The sequence below is a fragment of the Kitasatospora sp. NPDC029312 genome, assembly GCF_055569215.1.
Genome location: NZ_JBVHXY010000001.1, coordinates 152,072 through 174,090, shown reverse-complemented (window position 1 = coordinate 174,090; position 22,019 = coordinate 152,072). Strand labels below are relative to the sequence as shown.

At 75.3% G+C, this 22,019-nt stretch carries 18 protein-coding genes; 8 read left to right on the top strand and 10 right to left on the bottom strand.

Annotated elements, in window-relative coordinates:
* Positions 1-4: 4 nt before the first annotated feature.
* Positions 5-448, top strand: coding sequence for an RrF2 family transcriptional regulator (locus ACZ4WV_RS00750; protein ID WP_465741345.1), 444 nt, complete (start codon positions 5-7; stop codon positions 446-448).
* A 73-nt stretch (positions 449-521) separates the two neighbouring features.
* Positions 522-1,703, top strand: coding sequence for a globin domain-containing protein (locus ACZ4WV_RS00745; RefSeq protein ID WP_465741343.1), 1,182 nt, complete (start codon positions 522-524; stop codon positions 1,701-1,703).
* A gap of 133 nt (positions 1,704-1,836) precedes the next feature.
* On the opposite strand, the gene ddaH is transcribed toward ACZ4WV_RS00745, so the two are convergent.
* Positions 1,837-2,661 carry a dimethylargininase gene (gene ddaH / locus ACZ4WV_RS00740; RefSeq protein ID WP_465741341.1) on the bottom strand — a complete coding sequence of 275 codons (825 nt, stop codon included), beginning with the start codon at positions 2,659-2,661 and terminating at the stop codon, positions 1,837-1,839.
* Positions 2,662-2,822: 161 nt separating this feature from the next.
* Complete coding sequence (locus ACZ4WV_RS00735) at positions 2,823-3,722, bottom strand: MBL fold metallo-hydrolase (RefSeq protein ID WP_465741656.1); 900 nt, start codon at positions 3,720-3,722, stop codon at positions 2,823-2,825.
* A gap of 315 nt (positions 3,723-4,037) precedes the next feature.
* On the opposite strand from ACZ4WV_RS00735, the gene ACZ4WV_RS00730 reads away from it, so the two are divergent.
* Positions 4,038-4,820 (top strand): SGNH/GDSL hydrolase family protein, encoded by a 783-nt coding sequence (locus ACZ4WV_RS00730; protein ID WP_465741339.1) that lies wholly within the window; start codon positions 4,038-4,040, stop codon positions 4,818-4,820.
* Between the two features lie 7 nt (positions 4,821-4,827).
* Here ACZ4WV_RS00730 and ACZ4WV_RS00725 read toward each other — a convergent pair whose 3' ends face one another.
* Positions 4,828-5,241: a ribosomal maturation YjgA family protein gene (locus ACZ4WV_RS00725; RefSeq protein WP_465741337.1), complete on the bottom strand. Its 414-nt coding sequence runs from the start codon at positions 5,239-5,241 to the stop codon at positions 4,828-4,830.
* 145 nt (positions 5,242-5,386) lie between these two features.
* On the opposite strand from ACZ4WV_RS00725, the gene ACZ4WV_RS00720 reads away from it, so the two are divergent.
* Positions 5,387-6,784: a DUF2252 domain-containing protein gene (locus ACZ4WV_RS00720; RefSeq protein WP_465741335.1), complete on the top strand. Its 1,398-nt coding sequence runs from the start codon at positions 5,387-5,389 to the stop codon at positions 6,782-6,784.
* Between the two features lie 91 nt (positions 6,785-6,875).
* On the opposite strand, the gene ACZ4WV_RS00715 is transcribed toward ACZ4WV_RS00720, so the two are convergent.
* Complete coding sequence (locus ACZ4WV_RS00715) at positions 6,876-7,562, bottom strand: alpha/beta fold hydrolase (protein WP_465741333.1); 687 nt, start codon at positions 7,560-7,562, stop codon at positions 6,876-6,878.
* Between the two features lie 268 nt (positions 7,563-7,830).
* On the opposite strand from ACZ4WV_RS00715, the gene ACZ4WV_RS00710 reads away from it, so the two are divergent.
* Positions 7,831-9,105 (top strand): DUF5685 family protein, encoded by a 1,275-nt coding sequence (locus ACZ4WV_RS00710; RefSeq protein ID WP_465741331.1) that lies wholly within the window; start codon positions 7,831-7,833, stop codon positions 9,103-9,105.
* Positions 9,106-9,112: 7 nt separating this feature from the next.
* Here ACZ4WV_RS00710 and ACZ4WV_RS00705 read toward each other — a convergent pair whose 3' ends face one another.
* A complete protein-coding gene (locus ACZ4WV_RS00705; RefSeq protein WP_465741329.1) occupies positions 9,113-9,274 on the bottom strand; it encodes a hypothetical protein in 162 nt (53 codons plus the stop codon).
* Positions 9,267-9,413 carry a hypothetical protein gene (locus ACZ4WV_RS00700; protein ID WP_465741327.1) on the bottom strand — a complete coding sequence of 49 codons (147 nt, stop codon included), beginning with the start codon at positions 9,411-9,413 and terminating at the stop codon, positions 9,267-9,269. Before ACZ4WV_RS00700 ends, ACZ4WV_RS00705 begins: the two co-directional genes overlap by 8 nt.
* Here ACZ4WV_RS00700 and ACZ4WV_RS00695 point away from each other — a divergent pair.
* Complete coding sequence (locus ACZ4WV_RS00695; RefSeq protein WP_465741325.1) at positions 9,412-9,600, top strand: hypothetical protein; 189 nt, start codon at positions 9,412-9,414, stop codon at positions 9,598-9,600. The two genes, ACZ4WV_RS00700 and ACZ4WV_RS00695, sit on opposite strands and share 2 nt — an antisense overlap.
* A gap of 18 nt (positions 9,601-9,618) precedes the next feature.
* Here the strand turns inward: ACZ4WV_RS00695 and ACZ4WV_RS00690 are convergent, their stop codons facing one another.
* Together ACZ4WV_RS00690 and ACZ4WV_RS00685 are read right to left on the bottom strand one after the other, a co-directional pair.
* Positions 9,619-10,557, bottom strand: a complete 939-nt coding sequence (locus ACZ4WV_RS00690) for an alkaline phosphatase family protein (RefSeq protein WP_465741323.1) — start codon at positions 10,555-10,557, stop codon at positions 9,619-9,621.
* 107 nt (positions 10,558-10,664) lie between these two features.
* A complete protein-coding gene (locus ACZ4WV_RS00685; RefSeq protein ID WP_465741321.1) occupies positions 10,665-11,654 on the bottom strand; it encodes a phospholipase D-like domain-containing protein in 990 nt (329 codons plus the stop codon).
* A gap of 360 nt (positions 11,655-12,014) precedes the next feature.
* On the opposite strand from ACZ4WV_RS00685, the gene ACZ4WV_RS00680 reads away from it, so the two are divergent.
* Positions 12,015-13,277 carry a serine hydrolase domain-containing protein gene (locus tag ACZ4WV_RS00680; RefSeq protein WP_465741319.1) on the top strand — a complete coding sequence of 421 codons (1,263 nt, stop codon included), beginning with the start codon at positions 12,015-12,017 and terminating at the stop codon, positions 13,275-13,277.
* A gap of 46 nt (positions 13,278-13,323) precedes the next feature.
* Here ACZ4WV_RS00680 and ACZ4WV_RS00675 read toward each other — a convergent pair whose 3' ends face one another.
* Together ACZ4WV_RS00675 and ACZ4WV_RS00670 are read right to left on the bottom strand one after the other, a co-directional pair.
* Positions 13,324-15,804 (bottom strand): tetratricopeptide repeat protein, encoded by a 2,481-nt coding sequence (locus ACZ4WV_RS00675; RefSeq protein ID WP_465741317.1) that lies wholly within the window; start codon positions 15,802-15,804, stop codon positions 13,324-13,326.
* A 323-nt stretch (positions 15,805-16,127) separates the two neighbouring features.
* On the bottom strand, positions 16,128-18,848 hold the full coding sequence (locus tag ACZ4WV_RS00670; RefSeq protein WP_465741315.1) for an AfsR/SARP family transcriptional regulator: 2,721 nt from the start codon (positions 18,846-18,848) through the stop codon (positions 16,128-16,130).
* 300 nt (positions 18,849-19,148) lie between these two features.
* Here ACZ4WV_RS00670 and ACZ4WV_RS00665 point away from each other — a divergent pair, with 300 nt between their 5' ends.
* Positions 19,149-21,938, top strand: coding sequence for an AfsR/SARP family transcriptional regulator (locus ACZ4WV_RS00665; RefSeq protein ID WP_465741313.1), 2,790 nt, complete (start codon positions 19,149-19,151; stop codon positions 21,936-21,938).
* Positions 21,939-22,019: the final 81 nt, after the last annotated feature.

Below are 22,019 nucleotides of genomic sequence, written 5' to 3'. Positions count from 1 at the left end.
GGACGTGAGGCTGACCAAGAGCACCGACATCGCGCTCCGCATCGCCATGCGGCTGGCCGTACTCGGCGAGGACGCCAACCCGACCACCCGCGAGGTGGCCGAGGCGGTCGCGGTGCCGTACACCCATGCGGCGAAGGTGGTCAGCAGGCTGCAGCACCTGGGCGTCGTGGAGGCCCGGCGCGGTCGCGGCGGCGGGCTGATGCTCACCTTCGCCGGACGCACCGGTTCGCTCGGGCTGCTACTGCGCGAGCTGGAGGGAGTCGGCGACGTGGTCGACTGCGAGGGCGACCCGCCGTGCCCGCTGCGGACCGCCTGCCGGCTGCGCGGGGCGCTGCGGAACGCCCAGGAGGCGTTCTTCGCCTCGCTCGACCCGCTCAGCATCGACGATCTGGTCTCCTCCCCCACCGGGCCCGTCCTGCTCAGCCTCACGGCCGGACCCGCCGACTGATTCCCGCACCCGGTCCGCGCCCCACCGCACGGCCGAAAATACGCATCTGAGATACCAGTTAGGAGCCCGTCTGATGCTGTCCGCGAAGTCCGCCGAGGTCGTCGAGGCCACGCTGCCCGTCGTGGGCGCCGCGATCGGTGACATCACCTCGCGCTTCTACGACCGGCTGTTCGCCGCGCACCCGGAACTGCTGCGCGACCTGTTCAACCGGGGGAACCAGGCCAACGGCACCCAGCGTCAGGCGCTGGCGGGCTCCATAGCCGCCTTCGCCTCCGCGCTGATCGCCCATCCCGACCAGCGGCCGGACGCGATGCTCGCCCGGATCGCCCATAAGCACGTCTCGGTCGGCATCGGCAACGAGCAGTACGAGGTCGTCCACGAGCACCTGTTCGCCGCGATCGTCGAGGTGCTCGGCGAGGCCGTCACCCCTGAGGTCGCCGCCGCCTGGGACGAGGTGTACTGGCTGATGGCCAACGCCCTGATGGCCGTCGAGGAACGGCTGCGCGACGAGGCCGCCGCCGGCGGCGACCCGGCCGACCTGTGGCGCCCGTACACCGTGGTCACCCGCTACCAGGAGACCGAGACCGTCACCAGCTACCTGGTCCGCCCGGCCGACGGCCGCCCCGCCCCGGCCTCCCGCCCCGGCCAGTACGTCTCGGTCCGCACCGAACTGCCCGACGGCGCCCACCAGATCCGCCAGTACAGCCTTTCCGGCGGCGCCGACGGCGCGCTGCGCTTCAGCGTCAAGCGCGAGCCCGGCGGCGAGGTCTCCGGCCACCTCCACGACCACCTGAGCACCGGCGACACCATCGAGCTGGCACCCCCGCTGGGCGACGTCTTCTTGGCCGAGGGCGACGGCCCGGTGCTGCTCGCCTCCGCGGGCATCGGCAACACCCCCATGATCGCGATGCTCGACCACCTCGCCGCGACCGGCTCCACCCGGCAGGTCGTCTCGGTGCACGGGGACCGCGACCAGCTCAGCCACGCCTTCCGCGCCGATCTGGAGCAGCTGACGGCCAAGCTGCACCACGCCACCGCCCACGTCTTCTACGAGCAGCCGCTCGGCGAGTGGCCGGCCGAACGCACCGGCCTGGTCGACCTCTCCACCGTCGGGATCCCGGCCGGAACGACCGCCTACCTGTGCGGCCCGCTGCCCTTCCTGCGTGCCGTCCGCGGCCAGTTGCTCGAGGCGGGCGTGCCGGCGAAGGACATCCACTACGAGGTGTTCGGCCCGGACCTCTGGCTCGGCGTCTGATCCCTCTGGGGAACGCCCGGCCTCCGTCGACGCCGGACCGCCCGATGCGCTCCCGGGCGGGCCGGCGGCCGCTTCGACCGAAGGGTCCGGCGCGGGAGGGCCGGGCCGTGGCGGGAGAGCGTGGGGGGGCGTGCTACGGCCTGAGCTCCAAGGTGCAGCACTTCGCCCCGCCGCCGCCCTTGAGCAGCTCCGTGACGTCCACCGGGATCGGCTGGTAGCCGTGCTCGACGAGTCGGCCCGCCAGGTTCTTGGCGGCCTCCGGCAGCACCACCCGGAGGCCGTCCGAGACCGCGTTGAGCCCGAACACCTCGGCGTCGGCCCGGTCGGCGAGGATCGCGTCCGGGTAGAGCGAGCGCAGCACCGCGCGGCTGTCGGCGTCGAAGGCCTCGGGGTAGTACATGACGTGGTCGTCGGCGAGCACGGCCAGCGCGGTGTCCAGGTGGTAGAAGCGCGGGTCGACCAGGGTCAGGCTGACCACCGGCACCCCGAACAGCTGCTCCGCCTCGGCGTGCGCGGCCCGCGAGCTGCGGAAGCCCGTCCCGGCGAGCACCCGCCGGCCGACCACCAGGTGGTCCCCCTCGCCCTCGTTGACGTGCCGGGCGCGGTGCACCGCGCGGTAGCCGTTCGCGCGGAACCAGGCCAGATAGGCGTCGGACTCGGCGGCCCGCTCCTGGTGACGGAACGTCGCCACCAGGGCCCGGCCGTCCAGCACGGTGGCGCCGTTGGCGGCGTAGACCATGTCGGGCAGCCCCGGCACCGGCTCGATCAGCTCGACGGTGTGACCGAGGCGGCGGAACGCCCAGTAGAGCCGCTCCCACTGGCGGACGGCCAGCGCGGTGTCGGTGGGCTGCGCCGGGTCCATCCACGGGTTGATCACGTAGTCCACCGTGAAGTACGTCGGCCGGCACATCAGGTAGCGCCGCGGCCGCGCCGTGCGCGCCGGAGTCTGCGTGGGCATTGCTCAACCGTCCTCGGTTCGCTGGAATGCGGGGGTGCACCCCGTTCCAGAGGGCGCTGCCCCGCCGCTCCCGTTCGCACACCCGCGCGGGCGCCACGGCCGGGCGCAACCCCCCGCGCACCCGGCGCGAGCCCCGGCGCACGAACGCTCCCGCCCGGCGGCTACCAGCGCACGGCGGCGAAGTCCACCGGCTCGGTGCGCAGCGCCCGGGCGCGTACGGCGAGCGCGCGCAGACGGCGGTCCGCCTCCTCGGCGGGCATCCGGTGCTTGTCGCCGTGGCCGGGCAGCAGCCACTCGAAGCGCAGCGCACCCAGGCTGCGGTCCAGCGAGGCGGCCTGCTCCTCGATCGAGTACCAGGTCACCGCCTCCTGCACCTCGATGTCCTGGGTGGTGCGGGACCAGTACAGGCTGTCGCCGCTGAAGCAGTAGCGCTCGTCGGCGACGTACAGCACGCTGCCGAGGGTGTGGCCGGGGAAGGGGTGGGCGACCAGGCCCGGCGAGATCTCGACCGGCTCGGTGCCGCGCAGCACCTGGTCGGCGTCGGGGGCGTACTCGAGGTCGCCCTCGTGGATCCAGAGCCGGGCGCCCAGGCGGTCGGCGTAGGCGCGGCCGTGCGCGGCGTGGTCGCGGTGGGTGAGCAGGACGTCGGTGACCGGGCCGAGCGCCTCGTAGCTGGCGGCGAGGCCCTCGCTGTAGCGGGGCGTGTCGATCATCACCCAGCCGGTCGGACGGCGGCACAGGTAGGAGTTGGCGCCCGCGGTGCGACGGGAGTTGTGGCCGAGCAGCAGCACCCCGTCGTCCAGGGCGAGCGGGAACGGGTCGGTGGCCGGGTCGAGCCGGCCGTTGCCGGGGCGGATCGACCGGGTCGGGCAGGCGTGGGCGGCGGCGAGCAGCTGCTGCCGCTCGGCCTCGTCGCGCGGCTGGCGGACGAGTTCGGAGGTGCGGGCGCGCTCGATGATCAGGTCGGGCGCGAGCTGCCGGGCGACATCGCAGTTGGTGCAGCGGTCGTCGATGGACCAGTGCCCGTCAGCGGTCGGGTCCGCGCCGGCGTTCGGGTTCAGGCCCGGGTCCGCGCCGGCAGTCGGGTTCCGGCTCGGGTTCTCGGTCGGGTTCTCGGTCGGGTTCTCGGTCGGGTCCGGGCTCTCGGAGAGGTTCACGGCTGGCTTCCCCCTGGAAGGACGGCGGCCGGGCGGCCGCACCCCTCGAGCATCGTCCGTTCGGGCCCAAAACGGGAAGGGGGCAAGGATCTTGTGGTTTTCACACTGTGGCGCTCTGCGGGCCGGAGACGACCGGCGCGGGATACGTGGCCCATCTCACGCGCCCGTACCGTCACCTACGGTGGCGTAGGTCACTTGATTCGGTGAACTATCTCCTTCATGCCGAACCTCCAGGAGACCCTTGACCTCAGTTCGTATGCCGCCCTAGGCGACAGCTTCACCGAGGGCCTGAACGACCCCGGTGCGGACGGCACCTTCGCCGGCTGGGCCGACCGCCTGGCCGGGATGCTCGCCGACGGGCGGCCGCCGGGCGGGTTCCGCTACGCGAACCTGGCGGTGCGCGGGCGGCTGCTGGACCAGATCGTGGCCGAGCAGGTACCGCAGGTCCGCCGGCTCCAGCCCGACCTGGTCACCTTCTGCGCCGGCGGCAACGACATCCTGCGGCCCGGCAGCGACCCGGACGAGGTCGCCGAGCGCTTCGAGGCCGCCATCGCCCAACTCGTCGCCTCCGCCGGGACGGTGCTCATCTGCACCGGCTTCGACACCAAGGACGTGCCGCTGCTCAAGCACCTGCGCGGCAAGATCGCCACCTACAACGGGCACATGCGGGCGGTCGCCGACCGCTACGGCTGCAAGGTGGCCGACCTGTGGTCCCTGCGCGCCGTGCAGGACCGCCGCGCCTGGAGCGAGGACCGGCTGCACCTCTCCTCCGACGGCCACCAGCGGGTCGCCCTGCTGGCCGCGCGCTCGCTGGGCCTGGCCACCGCGCAGGACCCGGAGGCCCCCTGGCCGTCCGCGCCCGTCCTGTCCCCCGCCGACCAGCGGCGGGCCGACCTCCAGTGGGCCCGCGAGTACCTGCTCCCGTGGGTCGGCCGGCGCCTGCGCGGCGAGTCCTCCGGCGACCACGTCGAGCCCAAGCGCCCCGAGCTGCTCCCGCTCTGACGAATCGTCAGCGACTCCCGCCGGGCGTTGCGGCGCGATGCGCCCGCAGCGCCCGGTGGAGCAGGGCGGCACCGACCGCGCCGACCGGGTACCAGGCGAGATCCGGCGGGTTGAAGGTCGACCCGAGCACCAGGTGCACCAGCCCGCTGCGCCGACCCCACGCGTCCGGCAGCCCGGTGGCCTGGAACAGCTCCACCGCCCAGCTCACCGCCACCGCCGACAGGGCCGCCCGCGCCGGGCGCACCGTCGGCGCGACCAGCACCACCAGGGCGTACACCAGGACGGTGTAGAGCGCATCGCCCGCGTACTTGGCGGCCTCGCCCGCCGCCCCGGCCCGCACCCCGAGGCCCGCGGCCACGGTCAGGCCCGCCGCCGCGGCGGCCGGGACGCGCGAGGTCAACCCCCTCCGAAGATCATCCACCCGCCCACGCTACCCCGCGGCGCCGTGGCGGATCCCGGCGTCCGCGTCAGGAACCACTGCGGCGCGCCGGGCGTCACTACCCCCCGATGGGCCGGTCCGTGCAGGTCACGGGCACGGCGCGAACGGAACGTACGGGCGGGGAGCAGTGGCAGAGGGCAGAGGCACCAAGGTGCGGCGGCAGTTCGCGGTGGACGGGTTCGCGGCCGGTCAGGACGGGCGGGCGCGGGAGCGCGGGAAGGCCCTGCGGCGGCGGGTGCCGCGGGAGCGCCACGCGGAGTTCACGGCCGCCACCGGCCGGCCGACGGCCGTGGAGGCCCTCGAAGCCTCCAACGCCGGCCGGATACCGGGGCTGGTGCCGCTCCGGGTCGGCCGGATGGCCGCCACGCCGTTCGCCTTCCTGCGCGGCTCGGCCGGGCTGATGGCCGCCGACCTCGCCGCCACACCGGTGACCGGCGTGAACGCCCAGCTGTGCGGGGACGCCCACGCGGCGAACTTCGGCCTCTACGGCGATGCGCGCGGCCAACTGGTCATGGACATCAACGACTTCGACGAGACCGTGCCCGGCCCCTGGGAGTGGGACCTCAAGCGCCTGGCCACCAGCCTGGTGCTGGCCGGCCGGGAGACCGGGGCGAGCGAGACCACCGCCCGGGCGGCCGCCCAGCACGCGGCCGGCGCGTACCGCCGGACCGTGCGCACGCTCGCCAAGCTGCCCTCGCTGGACGCCTGGAACGCCGTGGCGGACGAGCAGTTGGTGTCCTTCGCCGACGCGCACGACCTCACCGAGGTCCTCCGGAAGGTCGGCGCGAAGGCGCTCGGCAACACCAGCGCCCGGTTCGCCGCCCGCAGCACCACCCGGACGGCGGACGGCGGTTGGCGCTTCACCGCGGCCGCGCCGGTGCTCACCGAGGTGACCGACGCGACCGCCCGCGCGGTGGCCGAGGCGCTCGGCCCGTACGTGGCGACGGTGGCCCCGGAGGTGCGCACCCTGCTCTCCCGCTACCGCGTGCAGGACGTGGCGTTCCGGGTGGTGGGCACCGGCAGTGTCGGCACCCGCTCGTACGTGGTCCTGCTCACCGACCACCGGGACCAGCCGCTGGTACTGCAGGTCAAGGAGGCCCGCCCGTCCGTGCTGCTGCCGCACCTCGGCGGCGCCGCCGGGGCGCCGCAGCACGAGGGCAGGCGGGTCGTACTCGGCCAGAAGCACATGCAGGTGGTCAGCGACACCCTGCTCGGCTGGACGACCGTCGACGGACTCCCCTACCAGGTGCGGCAGTTCCGCAACCGCAAGGGCAGCGTCGACCCGGCCGCGCTGCTGCCCGAGCAGCTGGACGACTACGCCCGGATCACCGGCGCCCTGCTCGCCCGGGCGCACGCCCACACCGCCGATCCGGGCCTGCTGGCCGGGTACTGCGGAAAGAGCGAGGCGCTGGACGAGGCGGTCGCCGCCTTCGCCGTGGCGTACGCGGACCGCACCGAGGCCGACCACGCCGAGCTGATCGCGGCCGTGCGCAGCGGGCGGCTGCCCGCCGAGCACGGCGTGTAGCGCAGCGGCCCGGCCATCCGGAGCGGCGGCGCCCCGCACCCCGGAGCCGCCGCTGCGGCCGGCCCCTGGGCGTGCCGGGCCGGGCGGCCGCTCAGCGTGCCAGGAACGGCGCCACGGCCGCGACGAACTCGGCCGGCCGGACACGGTGCACCAGGTGCCCGGCCTCGATCGTGACCAGGCCGCAGTCCGGGATGCGCCGGGCCAGTTCGGCGATCCGCTCCTGCGGGACGGGGCTGGCCGCCCCGCCCGCGACGGCCAGGGTGCGGGCGGTGATCCGGGACAGCCCCTCCCGCCAGGCCGGGTCGGGGTCGTCGAGTTGCGCCTTGACGGCCCGGACCATCGCCCAGTCGAAGTGCGCCGGTTCGTCGGCTCCTTCCGGCGGCACGCTCGCGGGGCGCGGGTACAGCGCGGGGATCTCCTCCAGGACCAGCCGGTCGACCCGCTCCGGCGCGGCCTGGGCCAGCAGGAAGGCGACGGCGCCGCCCATCGAGTGGCCGACCAGGTCGATCCGGGCCAGGCCGAGCGCGTCGAGGAAGGCGAGCACGTCGTCGCGCATCGCCTCCAGGCCGTAGGCGGCGGTGCGGCCGCTGTCGCCGTGGCCGCGCAGGTCGAGCGCGTGGACGCGGTGGCCGGGGGCGAGTTCGGGCAGCACGACGTCCCAGTCGGCCGCGCGCTCGCCGAGGGCGTGCAGCAGGACCAGCGGGCGGCCGTCGGGCCGTCCGCTCTCGCGGTAGGCGAGCACGACCCCGGGAAGTTCCACCGTCCGCAGCTTCGTCATTCCCGTCATGCTACGTGCCGACGGCCCGTCACCGCACGGCTGTTCGCCCTGGGCTCAGCGCGACGGGCTCGTGCCCGGGGCGAACCCGCTCGGCCGCCCGCCCGGCGAACACCGAGGACAGCCCGGTGAGTCCGGCCACCGCGATGCGCCGGGTCACGGTCTGACGACAGCTCGCCCCCGCCCGCGCCACCCCAAAGGGCGGTGATCATATGATGTTCGCCGACAAAGTGGCCGGTCAGCGGCCCATCGGGCGAGGGGGACCACGATCGTGTTCGGCATCATCAGACCGTGCAGGCACCGACTGTCCGAACGGCTCCAGACCTCCTGGATGGCGCACCTGTGCGGCCTCTGCCTCGCCCTGCGCGACGACCACGGCCAACTCGCCCGGACCGCCACCAACTACGACGGCCTGATCATCTCCGTCCTGGTCGAGGCCCAGGCCGCCCGGGAGGACTCCTCCTGGCGGCGCACCGCCGGACCGTGCCCGCTGCGCGGCATGCGGACCGCCTCCGTCGCCAAGGGCGAGGGCGCCCGGCTGGCCGCCGCCGTCTCGCTCGCGCTCGCCTCGGTGAAGATCCGCGACCACGTCGAGGACCGGGACGGCGTCTTCGCCCGCCGTCCGGTGGCCGCCGGAGCCCGGGTGGTGACCAGGCGCTGGGACCGGCAGAGCTCCGGCAGCGCCGCCACGGTCGGCTTCGACACCGCCGTGCTGCTCGATGCGGCCTCCCGGCAGGGCGAGTTGGAGCGCTCGCTGCTGCCCGGCAGTTCCGTCCTGCTGGTCACCGAGCCCACTGAGACCGCCACCTCCGCCGCCTTCGCCCACACCGCCGTGATCGCCGGGCGGCCCGGTAACGCCGCCCCGCTCGCCGAGGCGGGACGGCTGTTCGGCCGGCTCGCCCACCTCCTCGACGCCGCCGAGGACCAGGCCGCCGACGCCGCCTCGGGCGCCTGGAACCCGCTGACCGCCACCGGCACCGCCCGCGCCGAGGCCGAACGGCTCTGCCGCGACGCCGTCCACGGCATCCGGCTCGCCCTGCGGGAGGTCGAGCTGAGCGACCGCGCGCTCGTCCACGCACTGCTGGCGCACGAGACCGCGAGCGCGGTCGACCGGGTCTTCGGCCAGGCCACGCACGGGGCGGGCTGTCGGCGCGGCGCCCACGGGGAGCACCCACAGGACGCGCCGCCCGGCCAGGCGCCCACCCACCCGGGCGGGCGGCACCCCGGCCAGGACCCGAACCAGGCGCCGATCCCCCCGTGGGTGCCGCAGGGCCCCGGCTTCACCCCACCGGGAGAGAAGCCGCCGCCCCCGCGCAACCTGCTCGCCGGGTGCGCGGCCTGGGCACTGCTGGCCTGCACCTGCCGGCTGTTCTGCTGCGAGCACGAGCATCCGTTCACCCGCGAGCGCCGCAAGGGCTTCTGCGAGCGGCACGACTGTTACGACTGCTGTGATCCTTGCAACTGCAGCGACTGCGGCGACTGCTCCTGCTGCGGCGACTGCGACTGCTGTTGCGACGGGTGCGACTGCGGGTGCGACTGCGGCTGACGGTCCCTCAGATCCGGCAGCTCTTCTCCCGCCCGGGCCCCGCCTGCTCGGACGCCACCGGCCCGGGGTCCCCCCGCAGCACCCCGGGCCGCCCCGCGTCCTCCTGCCGTACGGCTCTGCGCCACAGCGGCAGCACCACCACCGGCCGCACCTCGACGGCCTCAGGCATCACGTCGCCCCGCCGTCTCCCGGTCCGCCGCCAAGGAGTGCTCCAGCCCGGCCAGCAACTGCCGGAACCGTTCGGTGTCCTGCTCCGTCATCCGCCCCTCGGGCACCGCCCCCGGCCGCTCGGCCGTCCTGTCGTCCATGCGCCCGACGCTAGGCGGCGACGATCAACGGGCGATAAACGCCGCCCGCCGGGCGCCGCCGCCGGCCGCGGCGGTGCTGGTGACCGCGGTGTGCGAGGGTACGGCGGCGGTGCCGGGGGTGCGCCGGCTCGGCACCGCGCCGGGAACGCCGGAGCCGGCGGCCGCGGAGCAGCCGCCGGTCCGGTGAAGCTCCGCTGACGGGAGGTCAGTTCCAGATGCCGGCGATGTCCGTGGCGCTCGCCGCGTTTCCCGCGTGGCCGCTCGCTCCGGAGAGGTCCTCCAGCGTGCGCAGCACGTTGTAGTGGTTGTAGCTGGTGGCCGAGCTGCTGCCGGGGGTGACGTGGGCGCCGTAGAACACGGTCGGGATCCGGTTCCCGGACAGGCTGTTGTCCTCGTCGAAGGTGACGACCAGCAGGCTGTTGTGGGTCTGCGCCCAGGCGGCGTACGCCCCCAGGTTGTTCTTGATCCAGGTGTCGCCGGTGCTGACCGAGCAGTCGTGCATGTCGCTGCACAGGTTCGGGATGACGAAGGAGACGTTCGGCAGGGTGGTGTAGTCGGTCGGGAACTGGGCGAAGGTCTTCGCCGAGCTGACCGGGACGTTCCCGAAGCCGAACCAGGGGTTGTGCTTCTGGGCGTACTTGCCGCTGCTGCACACCGTGCTGCCCTGGCTGGGGAGGGTCTCGTTGTAGCTCGCCCAGGTCTTGCCGGCGGCGGCCACCTCGGAGGCCAGGTTCGGGGCCTGGAAGCCGCCGACCGTCACGCAGCTGTCGTCGACCGTGCCCTGGGTGGAGCCGGAGAACAGGGCGTAGTAGTTGGGCTCGCTGGGGTGGGTGATGGCGAAGGACTGGGTCAGGTTGGCGCCGCCCGCCTTCAGGGTGTTGTTGAGGTAGGGCGCGCTGCTGCTGCCGATGATCTGGGTGTAGGCGTGGTTCTCCATCACCACGACCACGATGTGGTCGGGCGTGGGCAGGCCGGCCGCCTGGGCGGTGGTGGCGGTGGCCGCCCAGAGCCCGCCGGAGGCGGCGACCAGGGCGACGGCGGAGCCGATCGCGGTCGCGGTGCGGCGGGAGCGGGGGCGGCGGGCGGCGTCCAGGGGGGTGGCGTTCAGCGGGGCGTCGTTCAGGGGCTTCGCGGACGAAGTCATGACAAATCCTTGGGTGAGAACGGCTCGGGGAGATGGAGATGGGGCCATGGCGGGATGGAGGGACCGGGAGGTGATGCGCTGTCGGCTCTCGGGCGTTCACGAACGGCCTAGTAGGGGCTGCCGTTGGCGAAGTCGGTGGCGAAGGTCGACTCGACGGTGTCGAGCACTCCGGCGTCCGAGACGATCAGCCCCAGCTCGCGGTTGTGGTTCAGCGAGTTGTCGGAGAAGTTCTCCGAGCCGGCGAACACCTTGGCCGTGGCGGTGCCGTGGTCGGCGACGACGGCCTTGGCGTGGATGTACGGGCCGGTGGTGGAGGAGTAGGTGACCACCCTGGCACCGGCGGCGGTGACCTGGTCGAACTGGGGACCGTAGGTGTCCGGGTTCATGCCGACGACCCGCACGGTGACCCCGCGCCCGGCGGCGGCGGTGATCGCGTCCACCAGGGCCGCGTCGCCGAACTCCAGTTGTTCTACGTCCAGCGTAGTCTGCGCGCCGTTGATCAGCGCCAGCAGCCGGGTCTGCGAGTCGGTGGGCGACCAGACCAGGTTGTCGCCGTCCGACGGGGTGATCGAGGTCTTGGCGTAGTCGGCGGCGAAGACCCGCTCGATCGCGGCGACATCGTCGGCGTCGGTGTCGATGACGCCGTAGTCGCGGTCGTTCGCGTAGTAGGCCGCGTCCAGGTTGCCGGTCATGATCAGCGATGTGGCGCCGTCCACGGTGACGGTCTTCTGGTGGGTGTAGACGAACGCCGAGGAGGAGTACGTCACGCCGATGCCGGCCGACTGCAGCGCGTTGTAGGCGGAGCCGTTGACCGAGGTGTGCCGGCCGTCCAGGATCACCCGGACCTTGACCCCGGCGCGCTGCCGGGCGATCAGGGCGTTGACGGCCGTGGTGTCGCTCAGCTCGTACATGGTGACGTCGACGGTCCTGGTCGCCGAGCCGATCAGGTCGTAGACCACCGTATGGTCCTGGTCGGGGAAGACGACCGCGGTGTACGGGCCGGTGGCGTCGGCGGTGGCGTGGGCGGTGCCGGCTATCAGGCCGGCGCCGGCCAGCAGCAGGGCGCCGGCCCGGCGCGCGGAGGTGGCCACGAACATGGGGACTCCGGGTTCGGTGAGGGGAAGTCACTGAGGGAGCGTGGTGCGTCGCGCAGGGAGGCGAGCAGAGTGCCTGAACAGCATGCGGGCACGGCCCTCGACGCGGGTAGACGGCGGGAGGTGAAACCTTGTCTCCGAGCCGGGAAACGGACGGTGTGCCCGGCACGGCGCCCAGCGAAGCGCCGGGCAGAGCGCCCGGCGAAGTGCCCGGCGAAGTGCCCGGCAAGGCGCCGGCACAGCGGCTGACAACGGACGATGCGGGCGGTCCGGTTCAGATTGCCTCAGGCCGCCCGGGCGGTGATAGTGATCTTCGAGCGGCGCATCCGGACGCCGCGTCAGCTCGTGAGAGAGCCGAGGAACATGGCGAAGACCAGTCTGTTGCGTCCCTTCGCGGTGGCCGCCGCCGCTGCCGTCCTGGCGGCGACCGGCACCGTACCCGCCCTGGCCGCCGACCGGGACGGCACCGCTCTGCCCGTACCGGACACCGCCGGGGTGCTCAGCGCACTTCAGGCCACCATGACCGCCGGCGCCCCGGGTGCCTTCGCGGTCATCCGCGACCACGACGGGGCCGAGCGGACCCGGTCGGTCTCCGTCGGCCAGGCGAACCTTGACGGCACCTCGATGAACTCCTCATGGAGGTTCCGGGTCGGCAGCAACAGCAAGATGTTCACGGCCGTTCTCGTGATGCAGCTGGCGGAGGAGGGCCGCATCGACCTGGACAAGCCGCTGCGCGACTACCTGCCGGCCGGCACCCTCCCGGACGGCTGGACGATGACCGGCCGCCAGGTGATGGAACACCGCGCGGGCATCTACGACCACACCAACGACCTGCTGGAGCAGCCCGGCGAGGAGACCACCAGCGCCTTCGAGGCCCGCATCCGCACCAAGGTGTACGCACCGGCGGACCTGGTGGCCATGTCGGTCAAGCACGGCCAGCAGTACACCCCCGGGACCCGCTACTCCTACTCCAACACCGACTTCGTCCTGTTGGGCCTCGCCGTCGAGCACCTCACCGGCCGCCCGTACCCGGACGTGCTGCGCGAGCGGATCCTGGAGCCGCTGGGCCTGCACAAGACCTCCTTCGTGGTCCCCGACCAGCGGATCAGGGGCGCCCACATCACCGGCTACCTCACCAACGACGACCGGACCAAGCCGCTGCTCGACTCCACCCTGCAGAACGGCTCCTGGGTCTGGAGCGCCGGAGCCGTCATCTCCTCCGCCGAGGACCTCGACCGCTTCCTCACCGCACTGGTGGCGGGGAGCGACGGCGGCCTGGTCTCCGACGCCTCGCTGCGGCAGATGGAGGCCGTGCTGCCGACCCCGACCGCGAAGATCGGCTACGGGCTGGGGCTGCGGCGCATCTCGCTCTCCTGCGGGGACGTGTACGGGCACGGCGGCATCGTCCAGGGCTACCAGACCCAGTCCTTCGCCACGCCGGACGGGCAGCGCAGCGTGGTCGTGTTCGCCAACGCCTCCAACAACGGCGCGGTCACCCAGGGGCTGATGAACACGCTGGAGCCGGCCTTCTGCGGCAAGAAGCCGCCCGCCGCACCGCGCATGGCCTTCGTGCCGCAGGACGGGGCGGACCAGGGCCTGCCGGTGGTCGAGGACACCCGGATCTGACCGGCCGCGCCCCTGAGCGGCGCACCGCCCCGGCCGGGCACCGGACCTACGGTGCGACCCGGCCGGGGCGGTCGCCGTCCGCGCTCAGATCGGTGAGCGCCTCGGTGAGGATCTCCCTGGCCTCGTCCGCCCGGCCCTGCTCGATCAGGGCGGTCCCCAGCTCGGTCAGCGTCTTCGTCATGCTGTCCGGGCGTCCGATCGCCTCGTAGTGGACGAGCGCCTGCCGGTAGGCCTTCTCGGCGGCCGGCCAGAGCTTCAACGCCGCGCGGTCCTGGCCGAGTTCGTGCGCCGTCATGGCGGCCAGCAGGTGCATCAGCGGCGAGGACCAGCGCTCCACCAGCTCCAGCGCGCCCGCCAGCGCGCGCCGCCGCGAGTCCAACGCCTCATCGGCCCGGCCCAGGTTGCGCAGGCAGGTCGCGGCCCCGCGCAGAGTGACCAGGCGGCCGATCGCCGAGGCCCGGTTGTCGACGGCGGCGAAGGCCCGCGCCGCCCGCTGGTAGCTCTCGCTCGCCTCGTGGTACCGCTGCGACTGCCGCTGACCGGAGGCGAGGTAGGTGAGCGCCCAGCCCTGCTGCTCGGCGTCGTCCAGGCTCCGGGCCAGCTCCAGTGCCTCCTGGGCGAGTTCGATGCCGCGCTGGTAGCGGTGCAGGCAGGTGATGTACGTCCAGGCCAGGTAGTTCAGGTGCACGGTCTCGGCCCGGCGGTCGCCGCAGGCCCGGGCGGCGTCCACCGAGAGCTGGAACACCTCGCCCCAGAGGTCCCAGCTCAGCAGACGGTCGGAGAACCAGTGCATGGCCTCGGCGGTGTCGATCACCTCCCGGTGGCGGCCCTCCCGCTGCGCCCGGTACAGCGCCGCCAGCCACTCCGGGTGCTCCTCCTCCAGCCAGCGCGCGGCCTCGGTGAGCGACACCTGCGGCGGGCCGTCCGGAGCGCGGTCCGGCGCATGGCCCGGCGCGCGGCCCGGCTCGTGGCCCGGCGCGCGGCCCGGCTCGTGGCCCGGCTCGTGACCCAGCTCGCGGCCCGGCTCGTGGTAGGACGCATGGTCCGGCTCGTGGTCGGGATCGAACCGCAGGCCGTGGGCCGCCGCCTGGCGCAGCAGCAGGCGCCCGGCCGCCGTACGGGCCTCGGCGACGGCCTCGGCCGGCTCGTCGGCGGCCAGCCGCTCCCCCGCGTACAGCCGCACCAGGTCGTGCAGGCGGTAGCGCTCCGCCGTCGCGGGCTGCACCAGCCCGGCGTCGACGAGCTCCTCCAGGAGGAGTTCGGTGCGCACCGGTGACAGGCCCGCGTAGGCGGCGAGCACGGCGGCGGTGACGTCCCGTCCGGCGGTCAACGCGCAGCGGCGCAGCACGAGTTGTGCCTCGGCCGAGAGCTTGCGGTAGGAGAGTTCGAAGGCCGGGCGGACTCCCAGGTCACCGGTCGCCAGCAGGTCCAGCCGGTGTTCCTCGGCGGCGAGTTGACGCACCAGCTGGGCCACCGGCTGCTGCGGGCGGGCGACCAGCCGCTGGCCGGCGATCCGCAGCGCGAGCGGGAGGCGGCCGCAGAGCCGGGCCAGTTCGGCGGCCGCGTCGGGCGCGGCCTCGATCCGTTCGGGCCCGGCGATCCGGGCGAGCAGTCCCACCGCCTCGGCCGGGGCGAGCACGTCCAGGTGCAACCGGTGCACCGACTCCAGACCGGGCAGGGCGGCCCGGCTGGTCAGGATGGTCACGGCCGGCCCGGAGCCGGGCAGCAGCGGGCGCACCTGGCTCTCGTCGGCGGCGTTGTCCAGCACCAGCAGGAGCCGCCGGTCGCGGACCAGCGCCCGGTAGAGGCCGGCCCGCTCCTCCGTCCCGGCCGGCACGGCGGAATCGGCGACGCCGAGGGCGCGCAGCACCTGGCCGAGGGCCTCGCGGGCGGGCAGCGGGGTGGCGGCCATGCCGCCGAGGTCGAGGGAGAGTTGGCCGTCCGGGAAGTGCCGGGCCAGGGCGTGGGCGGCGTGCAGGGCGAAGGCGGTCTTGCCCAGGCCGGGCTGGCCGCTGATCAGCACCACCCGGGGGTGGGTGGGGTGTTCGTCCGCGGCCAGGGCGGCGAGGGCTTCGAAGGCCTCCTCGCGGGCGGTGAAGTCGGCGATGTCGCGCGGCAGGGCGAGGGCACCGGGTGTCGGGGGCAGCGGGCCTGCGGGTGGCGCGGGTGCCACGGGCGCTGCCGGTGCCGCCGCTTCGGCCGGGCCCGCGGCGGCGGGTGCCCGGCCGGGTGTCGGCGCGGGCAGCTGGGCGGACGTCTGACGGGCGCCCCGGGGGCGGCCGGACTGCGCGGCGTGCTCCAGGGCCGCCGCCTGGGCATCGTCCAGCCGCAGGGCGGCGGCCAGCGCCCGGACGGTGCGCCGCTGCGGCCCGCGGGTGCGCCCGCGCTCCATGTCGCCGAGGGCGCGCAGGCTGACCCCGGCGGTGACCGCCAGCTCCTCCTGGGTGAGGGCCGCCGCGACACGGTACCCGGCCAGTAGACCGCCGAATCCGCCGCTGCCCGCCGCCGTGCCGCTCCCAGCCGTCATGCCCGCCCGTCCCCGATCACGCCGTCAGCCCCGCACTTCTGCCGGACCCAACGCCGGGCAGTCTTCGCTCAGGCAGAAGTATGCCCCGACTGGACAGCCGTTCGTAACCTGATTCTGACCTGCGGGGACCGCGCCGTTCCGCCGGCGGCCGCGGCACACTTCCGCTCATCGGAACTGCCGATCCTTCTGCCTGCCGGAGGGAGGCGGCGGGCAGAAGGCGGAAGCGCGGGGTAGGGCGGGGGACGGAAGGCGGAAGCGCGGGGCGGAGCGTGGCGGGGCGAGACGGAACGCGGGAGGGCGGAGGCGTGAGGCAGGGCCCGCCCTCAGCGCTCGCCCTCGACCAGCGTCCGCTCCCGCCGTCTGGCCTCCGCGCCCTCGTCGCACCGGCCGAGTTCGAACAGCAGGTCCGCGAGCAGCCCGTGGGACCGCGCCTCCACGGCGGCGTCGCCGACGGTCCGCCCCAGCGCGACGGCCAGCTGGGCCGAGGACAGCGCGGCGTCCCGCCGGCCCAGGGCGTGCAGCGCGCGGGCCCGGCTGTGGGTGGCGAGCACCGCCTCCGCGCCGGCGGCCCGGGCGGTGGCGGTGCGCACGGCCTCGTCGGCGTGGACGAGCGCCCGCTCCGGGTCCCCGGCCGCCAGCAGGGCGTCGGCGAGGTCGGTGAGCGAGCGGACCAGCAGGTGGTCGGCGGCCGCGGTGCGGGCCGCGGTCACCAGGTCGGTGAGGATGGGCACCGCCCGGTCGTACCGTCCCGCGCGCAGCAGCGCGGCGGCGACCCGGCTGCGGCACTGGTGGCGCAGCTCGGCGTCCCCGGCCCGGTCGGCGGCCGCCACCGCCCGCTCCAGGTGCTCGACGGCGGTGCGGTGGGCCGCCCGGTCGACGTGCAGGACGGCCAGGTCGGCGCCGAGCCGGGCCACGGCCGCCTCGTCCCGGTCGCTGTGCGCGGCCCGCAGCCCGGCCTCGGCGACGGCCCGCCAGTGCGTCCGCTCGTGACCGGTGGTCTCGTACAACCGGCTGATCCGGTGGGCGAGTTGCCAGGCCGCGACGGTGCGTCCGTACTGTTCGGCGCAGAGCACCACGGCCCGCAGCGCGCTCTCCTCACGGCGGAACCAGGCCGCCGCCCGCGCGCCGCCGCCGGGGGCCGAGCCCTCGGCCGCCCAGCCGGCGGTGAGTTCCAGGTAGTGGGCGATCAGGCGGTCGAGGGCGCCGAACCGCTCCTCGCAGTCGAGTTCGGCGGCCTGCCGGGCGGCGTAGCGGCGGACCAGCTCGCGGCGGGCGAAGCGGCCGGGGCTGACCTCCTCCAGCAGGTGGACGCCGTCGAGGGCGGCCAGCAGGGTGCGGGTGGCGCCCTTCGGGAGGTCGGCGAGGGCGGCGGCGGTGGCGGTGTCGAGGACGGCGCCGGGATGCAGGCCGAGCAGGGTGAACAGCCGGGCGGCGGCGGGCGGCAGCGTCCGGTACGTCCGGTCCAGCGCGGCGGTGATGCCGAGCGGGCCGCGGGCGGTGCCGGCCAGGGCGTCCAGGCCGGTCTGCTCGTCGACGAGTTCGGCGACGAGGTCGGCCGGGGACCAGTCCGGGCGGGCGGCCAGCCGGGCGGCGGCGAGCCGCAGGGCGAGCGGTACGTGGTCGCAGCGTTCGGCGAGTTCGGCGACCGCCTCGGGCGCGGCGGCCGGGCGGCCCGGGCCCTCCGGGCCCAGGGTGCGGGCGAGCAGGGCCTGGGCGTCCTCGGCGGTGAGCGGGCCGAGCGGCAGGACCAGGGCGTCCTCGTGGACCAGCAGCTCGCGCAGGCGGCTGCGACTGGTGACGACGGTGACCGGGCCGGGCCCCTGCGCCGAGTGGCCGGGCAGCAGCGGGGCGAGCTGCTGGTACGAGGCGGCGTCGTCCAGCAGGACCAATGCGCGTCGGCCGGACAGGAGTTCGCGGTAGCGGACGGCGCGCTCGGCCGCCCCGGCGGGCACGGCGTCCGCGGCGACGCCGAGGTCAGCGAGGAGCTCGCCCAGCACGTCGGCTGGGCGGCGCGGCCCGTCCGGGTCGAAGCCGCGCAGGTCGGCGTGGAGCACGCCGTCCGGGAAGCGCTGCCCCGCCCAGTGCCGGACCAGCGCGGTCTTGCCCACCCCGGCCGGGCCGGTGACCAGGATCGGGCGGCCGGTGTCGGCGGCGAGGGCCAGCGCCTCGTGCAGCCGGGCGGTCTCGGCGGCCCGGCCGACGAAACGGCGGTCGGGCGGGGCCGAGCGCCGCGGGCCCGGCCCCGGCCCGGTCGGGGCGGGGGGCCGGGCCGCCGCGCGCCCGTACCAGTCCCGGGCCTCGGCGCCGCGCCCGGCCTGTTCCAGGCACTCGGCCAGCCGGGCGGCCGGCGTCTGCCGGGTCGGGTGCGCCTCGGCCGCCTCGACCAGCTCGGCGATCAGCTCGCCGCCGCGACCGGCCCGGAGCAGCGCCTCGGCCAGCCGGTCCAGGGCGCGCAGCCGCAGGTCGGTCAGGTACGGGAGGGTGCGCTCGCGCAGCAGCGCGGACCCGCAGTCGGCCAGGGCCGGGCCGTGCCACAGGTCGAGGGCGGCCCGCAGCAGCGGCACGGCCGGGTCGCCCGACGTCCGGTTCGCGGCCAGGCCGTTCGGTGCCGCAGCGTTCGGCTCTGCAACGTTCGACTCGGCAACGTTCGGCGCCAAGAGGTTCCGTGACGGAGCGTTCGGCGCCGGGTCGGCGGCGGGCCGGGGCAGCAGCACCCCCGCCCGGTCGCAGAGCGAGCCGAAGCGCACCACGTCGACCCGATCCGCGTCCCCCTCCAGGACGTACCCGCTCCCCCGGGTGCCGAGCACCAGCCGGGGATCGTCCAACAGCTGCCGCAGCGCCGCCACGTGCCCCTGCAGCGCCGCCCGGGCGGTCGGCGGGGCGACGCCGTCCCAGACCAGCTCGATCAGCTCGTCGCCGCCCACCGCCTGGTTCAGCCGTACCGCCAGCGCGCTCAGCAGCGCCCGTCGCTTCGGCGCCGAGGGCGTGACCACCCGTCCGTCCGGGCGACGGACCGTCATCGGCCCGAGCAGTCCGATCTCCACGCTGTCCCCTCCCCGGCTCCGACGTGTCCCGTCCGTCCCGGGGCGTTCCGACCACCATACGGAAGGTACGCCGGGCCGGGCCGGGCCGGTTCAGGCGGACCACCCCGGCCGGACCGCTCCCGGACCGGAGGCAACCATCTCGCACCCCTCGGGGCTCTCTACCGGTGAGGCCCCTGCCGGTGGTGAGCGTCCGATCCACGGGCGTGTACGCACTACACTGCACCACCCCGGGGGGCCGACCTCGGATGTTCGGGCTGCGGCAGGGTGGGGGTAGTGGTGGGGATACGGCTCCTCGGGCCCGTGGAACTACGGGTCGCGGCGGGCGGCTTCGCCACGCTGGCGGGAGCACAGCGGCGGGCCGTCCTCGCGCTGCCGGCGCTACGGCTGGGGCGGCTGGTCACCGTGGAGCAGTTCTGCGAGCTGCTCTGGGGGGACGATCCGCCGACCAGTGCGCGGGCCGCGGTCCAGGGCCATGTCGCCGCGCTGCGCAAGGTGCTCGCCGACACCCCGTTCGAGCTGCACACCCGGGCGTCGGGCTACCTGCTGACCGGCCCGGCCGACCGGGTCGACGCGCTGCGCTTCGAGGCCCTGACCCGGCAGGCCGAGGAGCGGGCCGACCAGGGCGACGACGCCGGGGCGATCGCGCTGCTGGAGGAGGCGCTGCAGCTGTGGCGCGGCGAGGCCCTGACCGACCTGCCGGACACCGCGCCGCGCGCCGCCGCGGCCGACCAGCTCAAGCAGTCCAGCACCACCGCCCTGCTGCGCTGGGCCGGACTGCGGCTGCGCCACGGCACCGGCGCGGCGGCGGTACCCCTGCTGGAGCAGAGCGTCCGCCGGGACGGGCTGCGCGAGGAGCTGGTGGCCCTGCTGATGCGGTGTCTGCGGCAGGCCGGACGGCCCGCCGACGCGCTGACCGCCTACCACCGGGCCCGGCTGCGCCTGGACCGCGAACTGGGCATCCACCCCGGGCCCGCACTGCAGGCGGCGCTCACCGAGGTCCTCGCGGAGGACCGGCCGCACCAGCCGCCCGCCGCCCGACCGGAGGCGCGGATCCCCCGGCACCTCCCCCGCCGGCGCGTCGAGCTGGTCGGGCGGGAAGCGGAACTCGCCTGGCTGGACCGCGCCTGCACCCCCGACCGGGCGACCGACGGCCCCGCGCTGGTGGTCGGCCCGGCCGGGGTCGGCAAGAGCACGCTGGTCACCGCCTGGGCCCACCGGGCCGCCGACCGCTTCCCGGACGGGCTGCTCCACGCCGACCTGGGCGGCCTCGACCCGGCCGGGCCCGCCGAGCCCGGCGCCGTCCTCGGCCGCCTCCTGGCCGCCCTCGGCGTCCCCGACGGCGCCCTCCCCGACGGCCGGGCCGGACGGGCGGCGCTGTACCGCGAACTCACCCGGGGCCGACGCCTGCTGGTGGTCCTGGACGACGCCGCCGACGCCGGCCAGCTCACCGATCTGCTGCCCGAGGGCCCGGACTGCGCCGCCGTGGTGACCAGCCGGGGCGCGCTGGAGGAACTGGTCGCCACCGACGCCGCCGCCCTGCTGCGCCTGACCCCACTGCCCGAGGACGACGCCCTGCGCCTGCTCGAGCGGCTCCTGCCCGCCGAACGGCTGCGCGCCGAACCGGAGGACACCGCCCGGCTCGCCCGACTGTGCGAGCACCTGCCGCTCGCCCTGCGGATCGCCGCCGCCCGGCTGGCCACCCACCCGACCTGGTCGGTCGCCGAACTGGCGGACGAACTCGCCGACGAGGTCAGCCGACTGGCCGCCTTGGACCTCGACGCGGCCACCGGCGTCCGCGCCCGGCTACGGCTGACGCTCCGTCGGCTCTCCCCCACGGCACAGGACCTCCTCGCCCTGCTCGCCGTCCACCCCGGCCAGGAGGTGGACGCGCCGGCGAGCGCGGCGCTGCTCGGCACCGACACCGCCACCGCGCACCGGGCACTCGGTGAACTGGCCTCCCACCACCTGCTCACCGGAGCCGCCCCCGGCCGCCTCCACCGCACCGACCTGGTCCGACTGTTCAGCGTCGACCTGTTCGCCGGGTGGCCCGAGGAACGCCGGCAGCAGGCCCGCCAACGCCTGCTGGACTACTACCAGGCCGCCCTGCAGCACTGCGGCAGCTATCTCGACCCCGGTCAGGAGGAGGCCACCGGTCCTTCCCGCCCGCCGTACGCCCTGCCGCCCGCCGCCGACATCCGCGCCGCGCTCGGCTGGTTCCACGCCGAGGAGCCCGCGATCCGGGCGCTCATCGACGACGCGGCGGTCACCGACCCCGGACGGGCCTGGCGACTCGCCCTGACGACCGGCTCGCTCTACTACGGCGCCAGCCGCTTCACCGACTGGCTCGCCCGCGCCGAAACCGGCCTCGCGGCCGCCGAGCGGTGCGGCGATCCCGTCGCCACGGCCTTCCTGCACAACTGCCGGGCGCAGGCCCTCCTCGCCCTCGAACGCCGCCGGGAGTCCGCCGACGCCGCGCGCAGGGCCGTGGCCGCCGCGGAGTCCGCTCCGGCGGGAGAGCCCGCCGCCACCTCCGCGCACGTCCGGGCGCTCGCCACCCTCGGGCTGGTCACCGCGATGCTCGGCGACGTCGCCGAGGCACTGCGGCTGGCGACCGCCGCCACCGCGCTCGCCGTCGAGTCCGGGAACCGCCGCCGCCTCGTCGACGCCCTGGTCCACCAGGGCTGCGTGAGCCTCGCCGCCGGCGATCCGGAGACCGCCCGCCGCCGCTCCCGGGAGGCCAGGGAGCTGCTGCCGCCGCTGCCCGTCACCCAGGTGCACCTGTGGTCACTGCTGACGGAGGCCCAGGCCATGTCACCGGCCGTCCGGGACAGCGCCGCCGACCTCGCCTGGCACCGGGTGCTCGCCGCCTGCGAGGAGGCCGGCCTGCTCTACCTGCACGCCGTCGCCGAGCAGTCCTACGCCGCCCGCCTGCTGGCCCACGGGCGCGGACCGGACGTCCGGGAGCGGCTCTGCTCGGCCCTCGACCGCTTCCGCCGGCACGAACGGCTCGCGGGCTACCGCAGCGAGTTCACCGCCGGGCTGGAAGCCTCGCTGATGCTGCGCACCGACCGGCTGGAGACCAGCGCCTGACCGGCGCCTGACCGGCGCGGTGGCGCGCGGTGCGCGGTACGCGGTACGCGGTACGCGGTACGCGGTACGCGGTACGCGGTA

Coding starts and splice junctions, on each gene's coding strand:
- ddaH (WP_465741341.1), bottom strand. CDS start 2,661: ATGCCCACGCAGACTCCGGCGCGCACGGCGCGGCCGCGGCGCTACCTG.
- ACZ4WV_RS00730 (WP_465741339.1), top strand. CDS start 4,038: ATGCCGAACCTCCAGGAGACCCTTGACCTCAGTTCGTATGCCGCCCTA.
- ACZ4WV_RS00685 (WP_465741321.1), bottom strand. CDS start 11,654: ATGTTCGTGGCCACCTCCGCGCGCCGGGCCGGCGCCCTGCTGCTGGCC.
- ACZ4WV_RS00695 (WP_465741325.1), top strand. CDS start 9,412: ATGCGCCCGACGCTAGGCGGCGACGATCAACGGGCGATAAACGCCGCC.
- ACZ4WV_RS00705 (WP_465741329.1), bottom strand. CDS start 9,274: ATGCCTGAGGCCGTCGAGGTGCGGCCGGTGGTGGTGCTGCCGCTGTGG.
- ACZ4WV_RS00680 (WP_465741319.1), top strand. CDS start 12,015: ATGGCGAAGACCAGTCTGTTGCGTCCCTTCGCGGTGGCCGCCGCCGCT.
- ACZ4WV_RS00690 (WP_465741323.1), bottom strand. CDS start 10,557: ATGACTTCGTCCGCGAAGCCCCTGAACGACGCCCCGCTGAACGCCACC.
- ACZ4WV_RS00675 (WP_465741317.1), bottom strand. CDS start 15,804: ATGACGGCTGGGAGCGGCACGGCGGCGGGCAGCGGCGGATTCGGCGGT.
- ACZ4WV_RS00715 (WP_465741333.1), bottom strand. CDS start 7,562: ATGACGAAGCTGCGGACGGTGGAACTTCCCGGGGTCGTGCTCGCCTAC.
- ACZ4WV_RS00745 (WP_465741343.1), top strand. CDS start 522: ATGCTGTCCGCGAAGTCCGCCGAGGTCGTCGAGGCCACGCTGCCCGTC.
- ACZ4WV_RS00700 (WP_465741327.1), bottom strand. CDS start 9,413: ATGGACGACAGGACGGCCGAGCGGCCGGGGGCGGTGCCCGAGGGGCGG.